Source organism: Neoalteromonas arenosi, assembly GCF_030362855.1.
Lineage (GTDB): Bacteria > Pseudomonadota > Gammaproteobacteria > Enterobacterales > Alteromonadaceae > Alteromonas_E > Alteromonas_E arenosi.
Map to the genome: position 1 here is coordinate 35945 of NZ_JAUCBP010000007.1, position 14130 is coordinate 50074.

Below are 14130 nucleotides of genomic sequence, written 5' to 3' on the forward strand. Positions count from 1 at the left end.
TCGGTTGATAATAGGCTGATCTGTTGTGTAATTCGAATAAATTCAGTTAGCGAGCAACTATTCATAAAAATGAGTCAAAAGGCCATATTTATAGCCTAGGATTATAGAAACTCACTTTTATAGAGACCGCTATGCAGCCAATTCATTGTACGACGATCGAAATTCAAAAAGATGCACTGGTAAATGTTCGCCAAGTAGAAACAACCATTCATCTGGATGAAAATCCTAATGCTGTGTTACTCGAAGTTGAGCAGTTTGGGCTATCGGCGAACAATATTACCTATGCGCTGTTAGGTGAGCGGTTTGGTTATTGGGGCTTTTTTCCAGGCTCAAAAGGCTATGGCATTATCCCAGTATGGGGATTTGCTAAGGTAGTAGAATCAAATACATCAGCGTTGACTGTTGGTGAGCGCGTATACGGATATCTTCCCATGGGGTCACACTTATTGGTCCATGCCGATAAAATAACCGCCGCAGGTTTTAGCGATAATCATCCGCAGCGGCGTTCGATTTCACCGGTTTATGATCATTACATGCGATGTAATGCCGATCCGAGTTTTTCTGAGGCAGCGATGGCTTGGATATTAACCTTCCGCCCATTATTCACAACATCGTTTGTTCTTGCCTACGCATTAGTGGATAAATTAAGTACTGATAAAGACAAGGTTTGGTTGACTAGTGCGTCGAGTAAAACGGCATATGGGACTGCGCAAATTCTTAAAGCACTTAAACCTGAACTAACGGTGATCGGCGTTACATCACCACCACAGCGTGAGTTCGTCACTCAGTCAGATTGCTATGATGAAGTTAAAACCTATGATGAAGCCTCTCAAGGTGGTATAGAAAACGCAGATTGGATACTCGACTTTGCGGGCGATCAAAAACGCCTAATCCAATGGCGAGCGGGGCATGAAGATGCAAGTGCGAAAACCATATTGATTGGTGCGACTGATATTCAGGCGCAGGGGCTAAGAGAAAAAACGTCAGTTGGCCATGTGTTTTTCGCACCTGATGAAGTACGAAAATACAACAAAGAGTGGGGACCGGAAACATTCCAAAAACGCTATGCTGAGCACTGGCAAGATTTCGTAAAACACTTTTCAACGTTGCTCCATACACAACAGCACCACGGTGCGCAGGCGATCGTACAATTGTATCAGCAGTTCCTAGAGGGCAATATCAAGCCAACGGATATGCATGTGTTAGATTTCTAATCCTGCTTCCACCAATGGGTTCGGCAGTTAGGTAATCCACAGTTGCGCAACTGCTTCGCAAGTTGCTTGCGGTCTGACAAGTTTAAGAAGCCACCAACACGCAGACTTTGGGTGTTGGTAACAATGCGGATGTCAGGCAGATGCCAATCATTTTCAGTTTCGATGATTTCCACGTGCACGTCAGACCGGTTAAATGTGTATGATTCACGGTAGTTGTGGAGTGGAAGTTTACCGCGCATCACTTCGACAGCATCTGGACTGATTTTAATGACTTCTGAACGATAAGTTGAATGACACACCCGATACATTATATAAGCCAGAAGTCCGACTTCGAATCCGGCAAAAGGTAATATCACCCAGGCACCGACAAACGCCCATGCAATCGCAATGACCATAACGAAGAATATCATTGCCGCCATAAGTAGTTTTGTACTGGCCCAACTGGCTGAGCGATTAGGTAGTAACGTAATCACTGTATTGGGGCTTGCTTGTTGCTCAACTTCGACCATGAGGTTTATACCCTTGAATTTGAACAAATGATCAGCACTTTACGTATTGGCATGCAAGTTTTTCTTTGGCACAGTGCGTGCGTGACTTAAAGGCAGTAAAAAATTTGAAAACCCTTCTTGTACGACACCCGGTGCGCTTATTGTTGTTAGTGAGCTGGATTGCTCTTCTAATTGCTTTGCCGAATACAGCAGAGTTACTCAACGGCTATGGTGGTTTCAGTGCGTTGGGTATAACAGGCGCAATCTTCGCAAACGCAACTGGAGCGGGTGGTGGCGTTGTATTCGTGCCATTTTTCAATCATCTCGGATTTTCAGCAATTACCATAGTTGCGACAAGTTTTGCTATTCAGTGTTGCGGAATGACAGCAGGCGCTGTGACATGGTTTCGTTTTTATCGACAACATCACCGTCATGACGGTGACTGGGGCCAGATGGGTAGAGTACTAGCGTTCAGCGTACCTTCGAGTATTTTGGGGATCTGGACGGTTCAGATCGTTGAGTATCAGCAGTGGTTTAGCCTACACGGTGACGGCGTTGAGGCACTGCATCTTTGGTTCGGTATATTTTCAATTCTTCTGGCTATTGCCATTTACGGCTCAATTCCTCTGCTCAAGCGCACGGAGTTTAACCAATTGCTCGAGCGTACAGACCTATTGGCTCTGGGACTGATTGGTTATTGTGGTGGTGCGATAACAGCTTGGTTATCTGTAGGTGTCGGAGAACTCGTGGCCGTTTATTTAATTATGCGCGGATTCAATGTGACTTTTGCGATAGCCTGTGCCGTTATTCTCAGTGCGTTTAGTGTGTGGGGTGCGATTGGTTATCACGGTTTTATCACAGATGCGATTTATTGGCCTGTTGTGCTCTTTGCCGGAGCCGGAGCAGTGATCGGAGGCATTATTGCCAAGCGGGTGGTGTTATTGTTCTCGCCAACTCATTTAAAAGTATTTTTCGCATCCTGGGTGTTGCTGTTGGGTATGAGTGGACTGCCGAGTATTGCCTAACGTCAAGCTATACTCGATTTGCAACTAATGAAGCGACTACCAACAACATAAAAATCGCGAAGGCTATTACATGCCCTGTGCGACGATTTACGGCTGAACGGTTCAATACATTATCGTTCAGAGTACGCCACTCTTTGTTTGCCATAAACGTGTTATAGCGAAGTGCTTGCTCGGCTTCTTCATCATGGCGATTGACGTAACGCTCGTTCATGGTGTATCGAGTAAATGTTTTTGGTCTCCCAAGAGATTGGTAAAGATCAGGGTAGTTGCGTTTAAGATGTGCTAAGAAGCGATTGTGGTTGGCAAATGCCATCACAACACACAGAAGGTTGAGTACAAACAATACTACTAAAACAATCATTTTTTGCACCAATTCAAAAAAGTTACCGCTTAAATTACCTCTCCCTTGTAGCTTACCTCAGTTTGGTATTCATAACCTAATCAGTCTTTCAACAAATCGACGAATAGGGTTTTCATATGCGTCTAAGCGAACTTTTTTAGATAAACTACAATGGGTTATCGTTATTAAGAACTTCTTCTCGCTCGCGTTGGTAGGTATCGAAATCTTTCTGATACCGCGCTTCGCACTCCTCGCGTTGCGCACCGTAAAGCTTGCTGCACTCTCGCATGCGATTCTCTTGCGCCGCATTGTATAAATCCCGCGAACTGCAGCCTCCGATTATTACAACAGCGCAGATCAGTAACCAAACGAACTTTTGTAGCCTAATAACCCTTGCCATTTTATTCCATTTGAAATTGTTCTTGATACTGTCAATATGACCGTATTGTTGCCAAAAAGTTTCAGCTACCGACTATGCCTTCTACTCGATTTTCGCCTGCGCAATACAGCCATGTCAAACATCCACAATGGTCGCGGGATGCTGCTATTTATCAAGTAAACACACGTCACTTCTCAGCTGAGGGTGACTTCAAAGGAGTGCAGCGGGACTTGCCGCGTATAAAGAGTCTAGGTGTTGACATCATTTGGTTGATGCCGATTCACCCAATTGGTGAGGTGGCACGGAAGGGGACATTAGGCAGTCCTTATGCAGTTAAAGATTACTTGGCTATCAACCCAGAGTTTGGCAGCCACGAAGACTTACATAGCTTGATTGCAGCGGTACACGATCTAGATATGAAAGTAATTATTGACTGGGTAGCCAATCACAGTGCTTGGGATAATCCACTTACGCAATCTCATCCCCAATGGTACGCGCGCAATCATCGCGGCGAGTTTAGACCATCTCCTTGGTGGGATTGGAGCGATATTATTGAGTTTGATTACAGTCATGCGGATCTGCGCGAATACATGATTGAGGCCATGTGTTACTGGGTTGATGAATTCGACATCGATGGTTTTCGCTGTGACGTGGCCGGCTATGTTCCGAATGATTTTTGGCGCCAAGCGCGGACCGAGCTAGAAAAATTAAAGCCGGTGTTCATGCTGGCAGAATGGGAAGCGCGAGATATGCATGAGTACGCGTTTGATATGACTTATGCGTGGTCTTGGAACGAGATTATGCACGGTATTGCTCACGGCAAATTATCATTGGATAAACTGCGCAAATATTACTCATGGAATGAACGCGCATGGCCTAAACAGGCCTATCGAATGACTTTTGTCAGTAATAACGATAAAAACGCTTGGGATGGTACGCAATTCGAGCAATTTGGTGACTGCTTAGACAATGCCATCGTATTGTCTTCTCTGGGAGAAGGAATGCCGTTAATTCACAATGGTCAAGAAGCGGGTGAATCGAAACGATTGCAATTTTTTGAATGCGATCCGATTGAGTGGCAAGCACACTACATTGGAGATTTATATCGGCAGTTGTTGGATCTGCGCAAACGATTCACAGCGCTCCACAATGGTGAGTTTGGCGCGACGATGTTACAAGTTAATACCGATCATGCTGATAAGGTCTTTGCATTCGTTCGGCGCAATGGTGAGCATGCTGTATTAGTTATCCTCAACTTTACCGACATGATGCTGAAGGTGGAAATGCAAGCAGATTTAATCGCTGGCGATTGGCAAGAGCAGTTTCTGTTATCGGCCACTCACCAGAGTGGAGCCGGCCAACTCTGCAAAATTGACCAGCCGATGAGCCTAGACGCATGGAAGGCGAGAGTGTTTATTCAGCAAACGCCTTGGGTCTAATAACGTGCAAGTCGAGCTGTGTAACACCTTGATTTAGCAAGGCTACAATTTCCTGGTATTTGGGCATTGCTCGGAGTCTTGCGAGGGCACCGGCGTCAGGCCACTCCACAAATGTTATCTGATCGGGCGCTGGCGTATTGGGTTGGTCAGACTCAATCTTGGGGTGGCGGATCTTAAACATAAATCGGGCACCTATTTCAGTTAGCAGTGGCTCTACGCTGTCCAAATATTGGTAATAATCGTCAGGTCGCTCGGTATTGACCCATGCGAACGCAACTGTGTAGCTTTTATCTGCCGAGAAGGACATGTTCTGTGGTTGATCTACCTCACCATTGTACAGGCGAATGTCTTGCCAAGCAGCGCTGCGGTTGCGTTTGAGCTCTGGCCATCGGGGTTCCTGCTCAAAAGCCGATATTGCCATGGGTGAAGGCCATGATCCGATAATAATTGTAGGGGGCTTAAAGTTGCCTAATATCGTTCTTTCGACCACAAGTTGACCGTGATTAGTAAATCCGTACTGTTCAGCCAAAGGTATTGCATCGCGATAATACTGGCGGCGCAACGGTAAGGTTTCTGGAGACGTTACGGGAGCGATCAACTGTACAACTTGTCCTGGTTTAATATCAACCGCCCAGTGTTGGGTATTGGCAAATACGCCCAGTGACATTGTCGATAAAATCAGGATTGCGGCAATTAAATTTATATTTAACAGTTGCTTAAGTGTGTATTTTGATTGTGTTACAAACATTGTTCCGAGTCCTTGCGAGAGCTTTTTATGGCACTTTAGCGAGCCTTAAAACACGAATCGAGGCTTGTTTTTTGTTTTTGTTGGTGCAAAATCGTTCCAATGGAAGATTGGAATGATTATTTATTGATTCTTGCACTGCATCGCGCGGGTACACTGCGCGGCGCTGCAATGACATTGGCGACTACACACACAACGGTGTCGCGACGCTTAGAGCAATTGCATCGCAGGCATCAAGGTAATGTATTTGAAAAGAGTGTTGGCGGTTATCAAATTACTGCATTTGGCGAGCCATTATTAGCACTTGCGCGCCGCATGGAACAAGTGGTTGTGAATGCGGAGCGGAAGGTTTCAGCGGCTGATGATGCGCTGGCGGGGAAACTAACCCTGTCTATTGGCGAACCTATGGCGCAATATTTATTACTCGATGAGCTTTTTGCCTTTACGCAGCGCTATCCGCGTATTCAGTTACATATCAATAGTTCGACTCGGTTCGCCGATCTGGATAAATCAGAAGCTGATGTCGTTATTCGCGCGGCGCGCAAACTGCCGGAGCATTTAGTGGGGCATCGATTGTTTCCCTACAGTATTTGCTACTACGCCAATCCCGAATATCTAGCGTCTACACCACGTAACGAATTGCGCTGGATCGCCCCCTCACAGGCCGAGCAATGGTCAGACTTAGTTGACGGTTCACCTTACCCAGAAGCGCCTATTGGTATCACGATTGATGATATTGTTACCCGTTTTATTGCGTTGAAGCGCGGACAAGGGTTGGGGCGCACCGCCTGTTTTCTGGGTGACGGTTGTGCTGAACTAATCAGATTGCCCAACACTATACCCACACCACAAGTGGATATTTGGGTGTTGACTCATCCAGATCTGAAAGATACACCGCGCGTAAAATTGCTGATGCAGTATTTAACCCATGCATTGCGAGAAAAACGCGCACTTATTCAAGGCGAAATAAGCCGTTAGTTACTGGGTATCTATAGCAAAATGACAGGCGATATCTGAAAAATTATTTGGCATAATTACCGAATTAGTCGCAATAGAAGTTTTCAATGTCAAAAATCGCCGCAATATTCTCCGCTGACGGTTTGCTTGCGGAGCATATCACTGGCTACTCGCCGCGCCAATCACAAACTGAAATGGCCAATGCCGTTGCGAATACTCTCAAAGACAAAAGCGCTTTGATTGTGGAGGCGGGCACGGGTACCGGCAAAACCTTCGCCTATTTGGCGCCAGTGTTAGTGGGGCAACGCAAGGTGATCATCTCCACCGGCACTAAAAATCTTCAAGAGCAACTCTACCATCGCGATTTGCCTGTTATCCGCGAGGCACTCAGTGGCGAGCGACAAATCGCCTTGTTAAAAGGCCGAGCGAATTATTTGTGCATTCATCGTTTAGCCCAAAACACTCGCTCAACTACGCTGTTAGACGCGGAAACTCTCGAGCAAATGACGCATGTAAAACAGTGGTCAACTGCAACCAAAACTGGGGATGTCGGTGAACTTACAGCAATCCCCGAGGATGCCAAGGTTTTGCCGTTAGTCACATCTACAGTGGATAATTGCGCCGGTAAAGATTGTCCCGAATACTCAGACTGTTACTTAGTGAAAGCGCGTAAAAAAGCGCTTGAGGCAGACGTCATTGTGGTCAACCACCACTTATTTTTTGCTGATATGGCGCTTAAGGACACCGGGTTTGGTGAGCTGATCCCCGAAGTTGACGCGGTTATCTTTGATGAGGCGCATCAAATACCGGAAATAGCCAGTGAGTATTTTGGTGAGTCATTATCTAGCCGACAATTGTTTGATATGTGCAAAGATATCTCACTGCTCTATCGAACCTCGTTGAAAGATGCTCAGCAACTGGATCGCGCAGCAGATAAGTGTAGGCAGTTATTGCAAGACTTCCGCTTACTTTTTCCTGAGTCTCCGCAACGTGGAGATTGGCGCAAAGCACTTAATCGCGACGATGTTGAAACGGCGATTTTCCGCTTAAAAGATGCGTTAGGCGTGTTGCATCAAGTGATGAAACTACACATTGGCAGAGACAAAGATCTCGACAACATGTTCGAGCGCTTGTCGATAAGTCGAGAGCGCCTTGACGCGATGTTAAACCTCGACAAAACAGGGGTTAGTTTATGGTATGAAACTACACCAAGACACGTGGTTTTGCATTTAACGCCTCTATCAATAGCGAATAAATTCCGTGAATTTGTTGAGGGAGATGACAAAGCCTGGATATTTACCTCTGCGACATTAATGGTCGACGGTGGGTTTAAGCACTTTCAGGCACGTATGGGATTGGAATCTGCAGACACACTGCTGCTAGATAGCCCGTTTGACTATCAGCAACAGTCAATGCTCTGCGTTCCGAGATTCTTACCCGAAGCCAATTCACCGCAGCGGATAACGCGTTTGGTTGCGATCGCCGAGCGTGTTATCGAGGCGAGTAATGGGCGCTGTTTTTTACTGTTTACCAGTCATGCAACCCTGCGCGCAGTTGCTGAAGCACTGTTGCAAACCAGTACGCGAACGATTTTAGTGCAAGGTACGACATCCAAACGCGCACTGCTCAATGCCTACCTGACCGATAAAAACGCAGTTTTACTGGGGACTGGAGCATTCTGGGAGGGCGTTGATGTGCGCGGTGATGACTTGATTTGCGTGATGATCGACAAGCTACCATTTGCTGCACCCGATGACCCCTTGCTACAAGCGCGCAGTGAAGATTGTAAGCGTCGAGGGGGCAATCCATTTGCACAAATTGCGATTCCGCAAGCCGTTATTGCGCTAAAACAAGGCGCAGGGCGGTTGATCAGGGATGCGAGTGATTCAGGTGTACTGATTATCTGTGACCATCGCCTAGTGACTAAGGACTATGGTAAGATCTTCTTAAGTAGTTTACCGCCAATGCGTCGCAGCAGAGATTTGCAGGCCACGCTCGACTTTTTAACTCAAATAAGAACGCCAAAACCTTCTGAAGTTAGTGAAGCGACTCACTTAACGGAACAATCCGATGTTGAAGCATAAACCAGAACAAACATTACTAGTCTTAGACACTGCGACAGAGTCTTGCTCGGTGGCGCTATGGCATAACCAGCGTGTTTATTCGCGTTTTGAAATTTGTCCGCAGCAACACAGCCAACGCATATTACCTATGATTCAATCGGTGTGTGATGAAGCCGACATAACCTTGAAAGACTTGGATGTTCTCGGTTTCGGTCGAGGTCCTGGAAGTTTCACTGGTGTTCGCATCGCCATTGCAACTATACAAGGGTTGGCATTTGGACTGAACGTTCCTGTGGTCGGAGTCTCAACCTTACTGGCTTTGGCTCAAGAAGTTTCGGCTAACACGGATAAGGATGATATTTTAGTCGCAATAGACGCGCGCATGAATGAGGTTTATTTCGCTCATTATAAGCGGGTTGGAGAGGTATTGGAGATACAAGGTCAAGAGTGTGTGGTTGACCCACAGATTGCTCAGCAGCATGTGCGCAACGCAGATGATCCCGAATTTGCAGGGACCGGGTGGCAAGCCTACGAAGCACTAAGCACGTTTATACCCGAGGGAACTACAGAGCTATCGGTTACATTGCCAAACGCTAAATTCATGCTACCTGAAGTGGAGCAAGCGATTATCGAACAGCGCCTCCAATCGATCATGGACGTACAGCCCGTGTATTTGCGAGACACAGTGACATGGAAGAAGTTACCTGGACGTGAATAGCAAAACGAATTTTCACAACATCAACAGTGCTTTACTTTTGACCTGCTAAACTGACAAAACAACCAATAGTTTACAAAGCTGGAACGGTTATTGAATCGCATCCAGGTTTGTAGCCAATTAAGTAAGGTCTGTAGTACGTGGAAATTGAGTCGTCGATAGTCGCCTCACAAAATGCTCTCATCATTAACCCTGCGCAACGACAACCTGAGCGCGAGGCGGAAGCGCGCGCCCAGCAACAGCAACGCCAACAGACTGAGCTACCAGTAACACAAACCGTATCTCGACAAGCAAATGCAGAGGCATTTGAGCAAGCCGAGCGCTTCCGTCAGCAACGGCGCAGCAACTACGATGCGCCTAACCCGCAAACTCAAGCGGCTTTAAACACCTACCAGAGCTTACAAACCGAACAGCGCAGAGAAGAAATAAGAGGTCTGCTAGGTATCGATATTTACGCATAATAATGGGTTGTTATTTGCCACGTTGTGGCAATATTATTCCCGCTAACGGCAACAATTTGCCGGCTTTTTCAGCGCAACAACATTGCAAAATGAGCGGTTAACGGGTTTACTGTCTAAACAGCCGGAAGTGGTAAGACATTATGCCTAATCATTTAGTACCGATAGCGTTTGAACTACCTCATATTACCTTGCGAGGGTTAACCAATAACCTTACCCATAAGCCCCTTATAGTAGCGTTACACGGCTGGTTAGATAATGCCGCTAGCTTTATACCTCTATTAACCGAAGTCACGGATTATCACATTATTGCACTCGATTGGGCAGGGCATGGATTATCTGATCATCGTCCACCAGGCACAGATTATCAGCAGTTTGATTACATCGACGACTTACATCAGTTGCTCACAGAGCAGAAGTGGGAAAACGTAATACTTATGGGGCATTCTATGGGCGGGATTCTATCAAGTATTTACGCAGCAACTTTTCCTGAAATGGTAAGAGCCGTCGTGTCGATTGACGCAATGGGGCCAATCACTACGGAAAGTTCAGTAGCGGAAAATCTGCGCACAGGCGTATTAAGTCGGCATCAGCGCCGCGCCAAACGATCGATAGCCAGTCCTGTGCCTCTGACACAACTGATAGATAAACGGCAACAACATACGGAGTTAAGTGGTGAACTGGTAGAGTTATTGATCAAAAGAGCTACTCGCCCGGTGATTGTTGAGGCTGGAGATGGTGGTACTCAGGTTGTGTGGCGCACCGACAGCCGTCTGCGCAATGCTTCTTTGATTCGCTTAACTGAGCAGCAGGCGCAAGAGTTGATGACCGAGTTGAGCTGTCCGATGCAAATTATTATTGCCGATGACGGTTTACTGGCTAAACGCGGTCTCTGGCAACAGCGCGAGCAGTGGTTTGGCAGTGCTGAAATTGTTCACCTGACAGGAGGTCATCACTTACATATGTATAACACCGAGCAGATTTGGGCACCGATCGCAGCATTTTTGCACAATATAAGTACATGAAATTAACATTTGTAGCTTCGCATCATTTAACTTTGTGTTACCTTTATACAAGATGCCTTGTTGCTGATACCAACCGCTATCAGTGATATGTAACGATAAACAAATAATAAATAAAGCTGGAAACACCATGGAAAAAGTTTGGCTGCAGCATTACGACCCTCGCATAGAACCTGAAATTAACCCCGACATCTATTCTTCGCTCGTCGACGTATTTGAACAGTCGGTGGAAAAGTACAAAGATAAAACCGCTTATATCAATATGGGGCACTCCATGACCTTTGGAGAGCTTGACCAGCTGTCAAAGCAGTTTGCCGCGTATTTACAAAACTCAGGTCTCAAGCGCGGTGACTCTGTGGCTATTATGATGCCAAACATGTTGCAGTACCCAGTCGCGATATTCGGTGTGTTGCGTGCTGGAATGGTAGTCGTTAACGTTAACCCCCTTTACACACCACGCGAACTGCAACACCAGCTTACCGATGCTAACGTCAAAACGATCGTTATCGTTGAAAATTTTGCAACGACCTTAGAGCAGGTAATAAATGACACGCCTGTCGAGAACGTTTTGTTAACATCCATTGGCGATATGCTGCCCGCACCCAAACGCTGGATTGTGAATTTTGGGGTCAAATACCTTAAAAAAATGATTCCGGAGTACAATCTGCCAAATGCGAAGCGATTCACGCAAGCGTTAAAACAAGGTGAGTCGCAAAAATACGAACGACCAGAGATTAAAAATACAGAATTAGCTTTTTTACAGTATACCGGCGGTACGACAGGGGTTTCTAAAGGTGGGATGTTGACTCATCGTAACTTGGTTGCCAATTTAGAGCAGGTTTCTGGTATCTTGGCTACAGCAATAACACCTGGTAAAGACCTCGTGGTTACGGCACTACCGCTGTACCATATTTTTGCTTTGCAGGGCAGCTGCTTATTGTTTATGAAGTTTGGTTGCCCGAACTTATTAATTACCAATCCTCGTGATATGCCCGGTTTTGTTAGCGAATTAGCCAAATATCCATTTGCTGTTCTTCCTGGTGTAAATACCTTGTTTAACGGCTTACTTAATACACCTGGATTCAGTGAGCTTGATTTTAGTAACTTTAAGTTTGGCCTTGGAGGCGGTATGGCTGTGCAGCGCCCCGTCGCTGAGAAATGGCAAGAAGTAACCGGCACTGTATTATTAGAAGGCTACGGCCTGACAGAGTGCTCGCCGGTGGTAACTGTAAATCCTCCGCAACTTGAGGCATACAAAGGCAGCATCGGTATGCCTGTACCGTCAACAGATATTAAGTTGATGGATGATGACGGTAACGAAGTGGCGCCTGGTGAAGTAGGGGAAATGTGGGTCAAAGGCCCGCAAGTTATGATGGGGTATCTAAACCGACCTGAGGCCACTGCTGAAATACTCAAAGATGGTTGGTTAGCCACCGGTGATATTGCTAAGGTTGATGAACAAGGGTATTTCTACATTGTTGATCGCAAAAAAGATATGATTCTGGTTTCGGGCTTTAATGTGTTCCCCAACGAAATCGAAGAAGTCGCTGCAATGCATGATATGGTGCTTGAGGCGGCTGCTGTTGGCGTCCCTCATGAGGTTTCAGGTGAGGTAGTTAAACTCTTTGTCGTTAAGAAAGACGAGGGTCTCACTGAGGCAATGGTAATTGAGCATTGCCGCTCTCATTTAACCGGTTATAAAGTGCCTAAACACATCGTGTTTAAAGACGATTTGCCGAAAACTAATGTAGGCAAAATTTTGCGCCGAGAGCTGCGTGATTAAGCATCTTTAATGCAGCCTGAAGCGACCCAAGAATATCAATTAGTTGAAAGCCAAAAAGACTTTGAAGTATTGTGTGAGAGACTCTCGCACAATACGGTCTTGGCATTAGACACAGAGTTTGTAAGGACCCGAACTCTGCTTCCGCAGTTGGGCCTTTTACAGGTCAATGATGGTGATTCGACATACTTGATTGACCCTATACATCTCGAAGATTTAACGCCCTTTGCACAGTTACTTGCAAACGAGAGTATTGTTAAAGTATTACATGCTTGCTCAGAGGACTTAGAAGTCTTTCAGAGCCACCTTAAGGTTACCCCTTCACCTATTTTTGATACGCAATTTGCCGCCAATGTGCTGGGGATGGGGCCGACATTGGGCTATGCAAAGTTGGTCGAGTTAATTTGTAATACACAGATTGATAAAGGCGAATCACGCACTGATTGGCTTGCCCGTCCACTCACGAATAAACAATTGCACTATGCCGCAAACGACGTGATCTATTTGTTTCAGTGCTATTCAGATTTAGCCATGAAAATAGACGCGAACAATCAGCGGGCAATGATTTATCAGGAGTTAGCGGTACTGGCAGCAAAAAAAGCAGCAATGGTACCAGCTGACTATGCGTATTTGACATTTGGTAATGTATGGAAGCTCAATGAGCAACAACGCTATGTTTTGAAACGCTTGGCCGCATGGCGTTTAACATTAGCTCGCGAAACCAATACAGCAATAAATTTTATTGTTAAGGAGCAGCATTTATTGAGCGTTGCTATGCATTTGCCGCGCAGTAAATCTAAGTTATCTGGATTGCGCGTGTTATTGCCGCAAGAGATTCGCAAACGTGGAGATCAACTCATCGGCATAGTGAATCAGGCAATTAATGCGTATAATACCAACCCAGATGCTTGCGCTGTGCCACGAGTTAAAAGACTGGCAGATATTCCTGCCTACAAGAAGGAATTGGCAGGCCTTAAGGCGTTGTGTCAGCAGATTGCGACCGAACACGCAATCGCGGTTGAATTGTTGGCGTCTAAAAAGCAGCTTAATCAGTTATTGAAGTGGTGGTGGTTCGAGTTAGATGAAACGGCCGTCACCGGCATGCTGCCCGATTTATTAATGGGTTGGCGCAGACCGTTGTTTAAACAAAGCCTCCTGTCCCAACTCGGTAAACCCATACGAGAGATTGAATGAGTACACCCAGCCTCCTTTGCAGTGTGTATAAAACACGAAAGAAAGACGGTATGTTTTTGTATGTTCCACAGGCGGATAATTTCGATGCCGTTCCACAGGCCCTGATGGAGCGCTTTGGGCACCCGCAACTGGTTATGCACATTCCTTTAAAGACCAGTAAAACCTTGCACAGTGTAAGCAAAGACGCATTATTGAGCGCATTTGAGCGCGATGGATTCTATTTGCAAATGCCGCCACAACAGGAAAACTGGCTTGCTGAACATCGCGAATCTTTAGGGCTGGCTCCACAGCCTCCCAAGGCTGACTACTAG

At 46.1% G+C, this 14130-nt stretch carries 15 protein-coding genes; 11 read left to right on the forward strand and 4 right to left on the reverse strand.

Going from position 1 to position 14130, the window contains the following annotated elements:
• Positions 1-131 precede the first annotated feature (131 nt).
• A complete protein-coding gene (locus tag QTP81_RS06685) occupies positions 132-1214 on the forward strand; it encodes a DUF2855 family protein (protein ID WP_289364576.1) in 1083 nt (360 codons plus the stop codon).
• Here QTP81_RS06685 and QTP81_RS06690 read toward each other — a convergent pair.
• A complete protein-coding gene (locus QTP81_RS06690) occupies positions 1211-1723 on the reverse strand; it encodes a DUF2244 domain-containing protein (protein ID WP_289364577.1) in 513 nt (170 codons plus the stop codon). The two genes, QTP81_RS06685 and QTP81_RS06690, sit on opposite strands and share 4 nt — an antisense overlap.
• Before the next feature lie 104 nt (positions 1724-1827).
• On the opposite strand from QTP81_RS06690, the gene QTP81_RS06695 reads away from it, so the two are divergent.
• On the forward strand, positions 1828-2727 hold the full coding sequence (locus tag QTP81_RS06695; RefSeq protein WP_289364579.1) for a sulfite exporter TauE/SafE family protein: 900 nt from the start codon (positions 1828-1830) through the stop codon (positions 2725-2727).
• Positions 2728-2734: 7 nt separating this feature from the next.
• Here the strand turns inward: QTP81_RS06695 and QTP81_RS06700 are convergent, their stop codons facing one another.
• Both QTP81_RS06700 and QTP81_RS06705 read right to left on the reverse strand, forming a co-directional pair.
• A complete protein-coding gene (locus QTP81_RS06700) occupies positions 2735-3088 on the reverse strand; it encodes a hypothetical protein (protein ID WP_289364580.1) in 354 nt (117 codons plus the stop codon).
• Between the two features lie 145 nt (positions 3089-3233).
• Entirely contained in the window at positions 3234-3356 is a 123-nt protein-coding gene (locus tag QTP81_RS06705) for a hypothetical protein (RefSeq protein ID WP_289364582.1), read from the reverse strand.
• A gap of 185 nt (positions 3357-3541) precedes the next feature.
• Between QTP81_RS06705 and QTP81_RS06710 the strand changes: the two genes are divergently transcribed.
• Positions 3542-4885, forward strand: a complete 1344-nt coding sequence (locus QTP81_RS06710; RefSeq protein ID WP_289364583.1) for an alpha-amylase family glycosyl hydrolase — start codon at positions 3542-3544, stop codon at positions 4883-4885.
• Here the strand turns inward: QTP81_RS06710 and QTP81_RS06715 are convergent.
• Positions 4860-5633: a DUF1330 domain-containing protein gene (locus QTP81_RS06715; protein WP_289364587.1), complete on the reverse strand. Its 774-nt coding sequence runs from the start codon at positions 5631-5633 to the stop codon at positions 4860-4862. The two genes, QTP81_RS06710 and QTP81_RS06715, sit on opposite strands and share 26 nt — an antisense overlap.
• A 99-nt stretch (positions 5634-5732) precedes the next feature.
• On the opposite strand from QTP81_RS06715, the gene QTP81_RS06720 reads away from it, so the two are divergent.
• The 8 genes from QTP81_RS06720 to QTP81_RS06755 all read left to right on the forward strand — a co-directional run bounded on the left by QTP81_RS06720 (position 5733) and on the right by QTP81_RS06755 (position 14130).
• A complete protein-coding gene (locus QTP81_RS06720; RefSeq protein ID WP_289364588.1) occupies positions 5733-6608 on the forward strand; it encodes a LysR family transcriptional regulator in 876 nt (291 codons plus the stop codon).
• Positions 6609-6694: 86 nt separating this feature from the next.
• Entirely contained in the window at positions 6695-8671 is a 1977-nt protein-coding gene (gene yoaA / locus QTP81_RS06725) for a DNA repair helicase YoaA (RefSeq protein WP_289364589.1), read from the forward strand.
• A complete protein-coding gene (gene tsaB, locus QTP81_RS06730; protein ID WP_289364590.1) occupies positions 8658-9368 on the forward strand; it encodes a tRNA (adenosine(37)-N6)-threonylcarbamoyltransferase complex dimerization subunit type 1 TsaB in 711 nt (236 codons plus the stop codon). The genes yoaA and tsaB overlap by 14 nt, the downstream gene beginning before the upstream one ends.
• A gap of 137 nt (positions 9369-9505) precedes the next feature.
• On the forward strand, positions 9506-9826 hold the full coding sequence (locus QTP81_RS06735) for a hypothetical protein (RefSeq protein WP_289364591.1): 321 nt from the start codon (positions 9506-9508) through the stop codon (positions 9824-9826).
• A 140-nt stretch (positions 9827-9966) separates the two neighbouring features.
• Entirely contained in the window at positions 9967-10848 is an 882-nt protein-coding gene (locus QTP81_RS06740) for an alpha/beta fold hydrolase (protein ID WP_289364592.1), read from the forward strand.
• 127 nt (positions 10849-10975) lie between these two features.
• The gene (gene fadD / locus QTP81_RS06745) at positions 10976-12628 is read left to right on the forward strand and encodes a long-chain-fatty-acid--CoA ligase FadD (RefSeq protein WP_289364593.1); all 1653 of its coding nucleotides are present in this window, start codon (positions 10976-10978) and stop codon (positions 12626-12628) included.
• 9 nt (positions 12629-12637) lie between these two features.
• Entirely contained in the window at positions 12638-13819 is a 1182-nt protein-coding gene (gene rnd / locus QTP81_RS06750; protein WP_289364594.1) for a ribonuclease D, read from the forward strand.
• Positions 13816-14130 (forward strand): YcgL domain-containing protein, encoded by a 315-nt coding sequence (locus QTP81_RS06755; RefSeq protein ID WP_289364595.1) that lies wholly within the window; start codon positions 13816-13818, stop codon positions 14128-14130. Before rnd ends, QTP81_RS06755 begins: the two co-directional genes overlap by 4 nt.

Excerpts from the sequence above, each read along its gene's own strand:
- QTP81_RS06720 (WP_289364588.1), top strand. The coding sequence starts at position 5,733 with ATGGAAGATTGGAATGATTATTTATTGATTCTTGCACTGCATCGCGCG.
- QTP81_RS06700 (WP_289364580.1), bottom strand. The coding sequence starts at position 3,088 with ATGATTGTTTTAGTAGTATTGTTTGTACTCAACCTTCTGTGTGTTGTG.
- QTP81_RS06690 (WP_289364577.1), bottom strand. The coding sequence starts at position 1,723 with ATGGTCGAAGTTGAGCAACAAGCAAGCCCCAATACAGTGATTACGTTA.
- rnd (WP_289364594.1), top strand. The coding sequence starts at position 12,638 with ATGCAGCCTGAAGCGACCCAAGAATATCAATTAGTTGAAAGCCAAAAA.
- yoaA (WP_289364589.1), top strand. The coding sequence starts at position 6,695 with ATGTCAAAAATCGCCGCAATATTCTCCGCTGACGGTTTGCTTGCGGAG.
- QTP81_RS06715 (WP_289364587.1), bottom strand. The coding sequence starts at position 5,633 with ATGTTTGTAACACAATCAAAATACACACTTAAGCAACTGTTAAATATA.
- QTP81_RS06755 (WP_289364595.1), top strand. The coding sequence starts at position 13,816 with ATGAGTACACCCAGCCTCCTTTGCAGTGTGTATAAAACACGAAAGAAA.
- fadD (WP_289364593.1), top strand. The coding sequence starts at position 10,976 with ATGGAAAAAGTTTGGCTGCAGCATTACGACCCTCGCATAGAACCTGAA.
- QTP81_RS06710 (WP_289364583.1), top strand. The coding sequence starts at position 3,542 with ATGCCTTCTACTCGATTTTCGCCTGCGCAATACAGCCATGTCAAACAT.
- QTP81_RS06740 (WP_289364592.1), top strand. The coding sequence starts at position 9,967 with ATGCCTAATCATTTAGTACCGATAGCGTTTGAACTACCTCATATTACC.
- tsaB (WP_289364590.1), top strand. The coding sequence starts at position 8,658 with ATGTTGAAGCATAAACCAGAACAAACATTACTAGTCTTAGACACTGCG.
- QTP81_RS06685 (WP_289364576.1), top strand. The coding sequence starts at position 132 with ATGCAGCCAATTCATTGTACGACGATCGAAATTCAAAAAGATGCACTG.
- QTP81_RS06705 (WP_289364582.1), bottom strand. The coding sequence starts at position 3,356 with ATGCGAGAGTGCAGCAAGCTTTACGGTGCGCAACGCGAGGAGTGCGAA.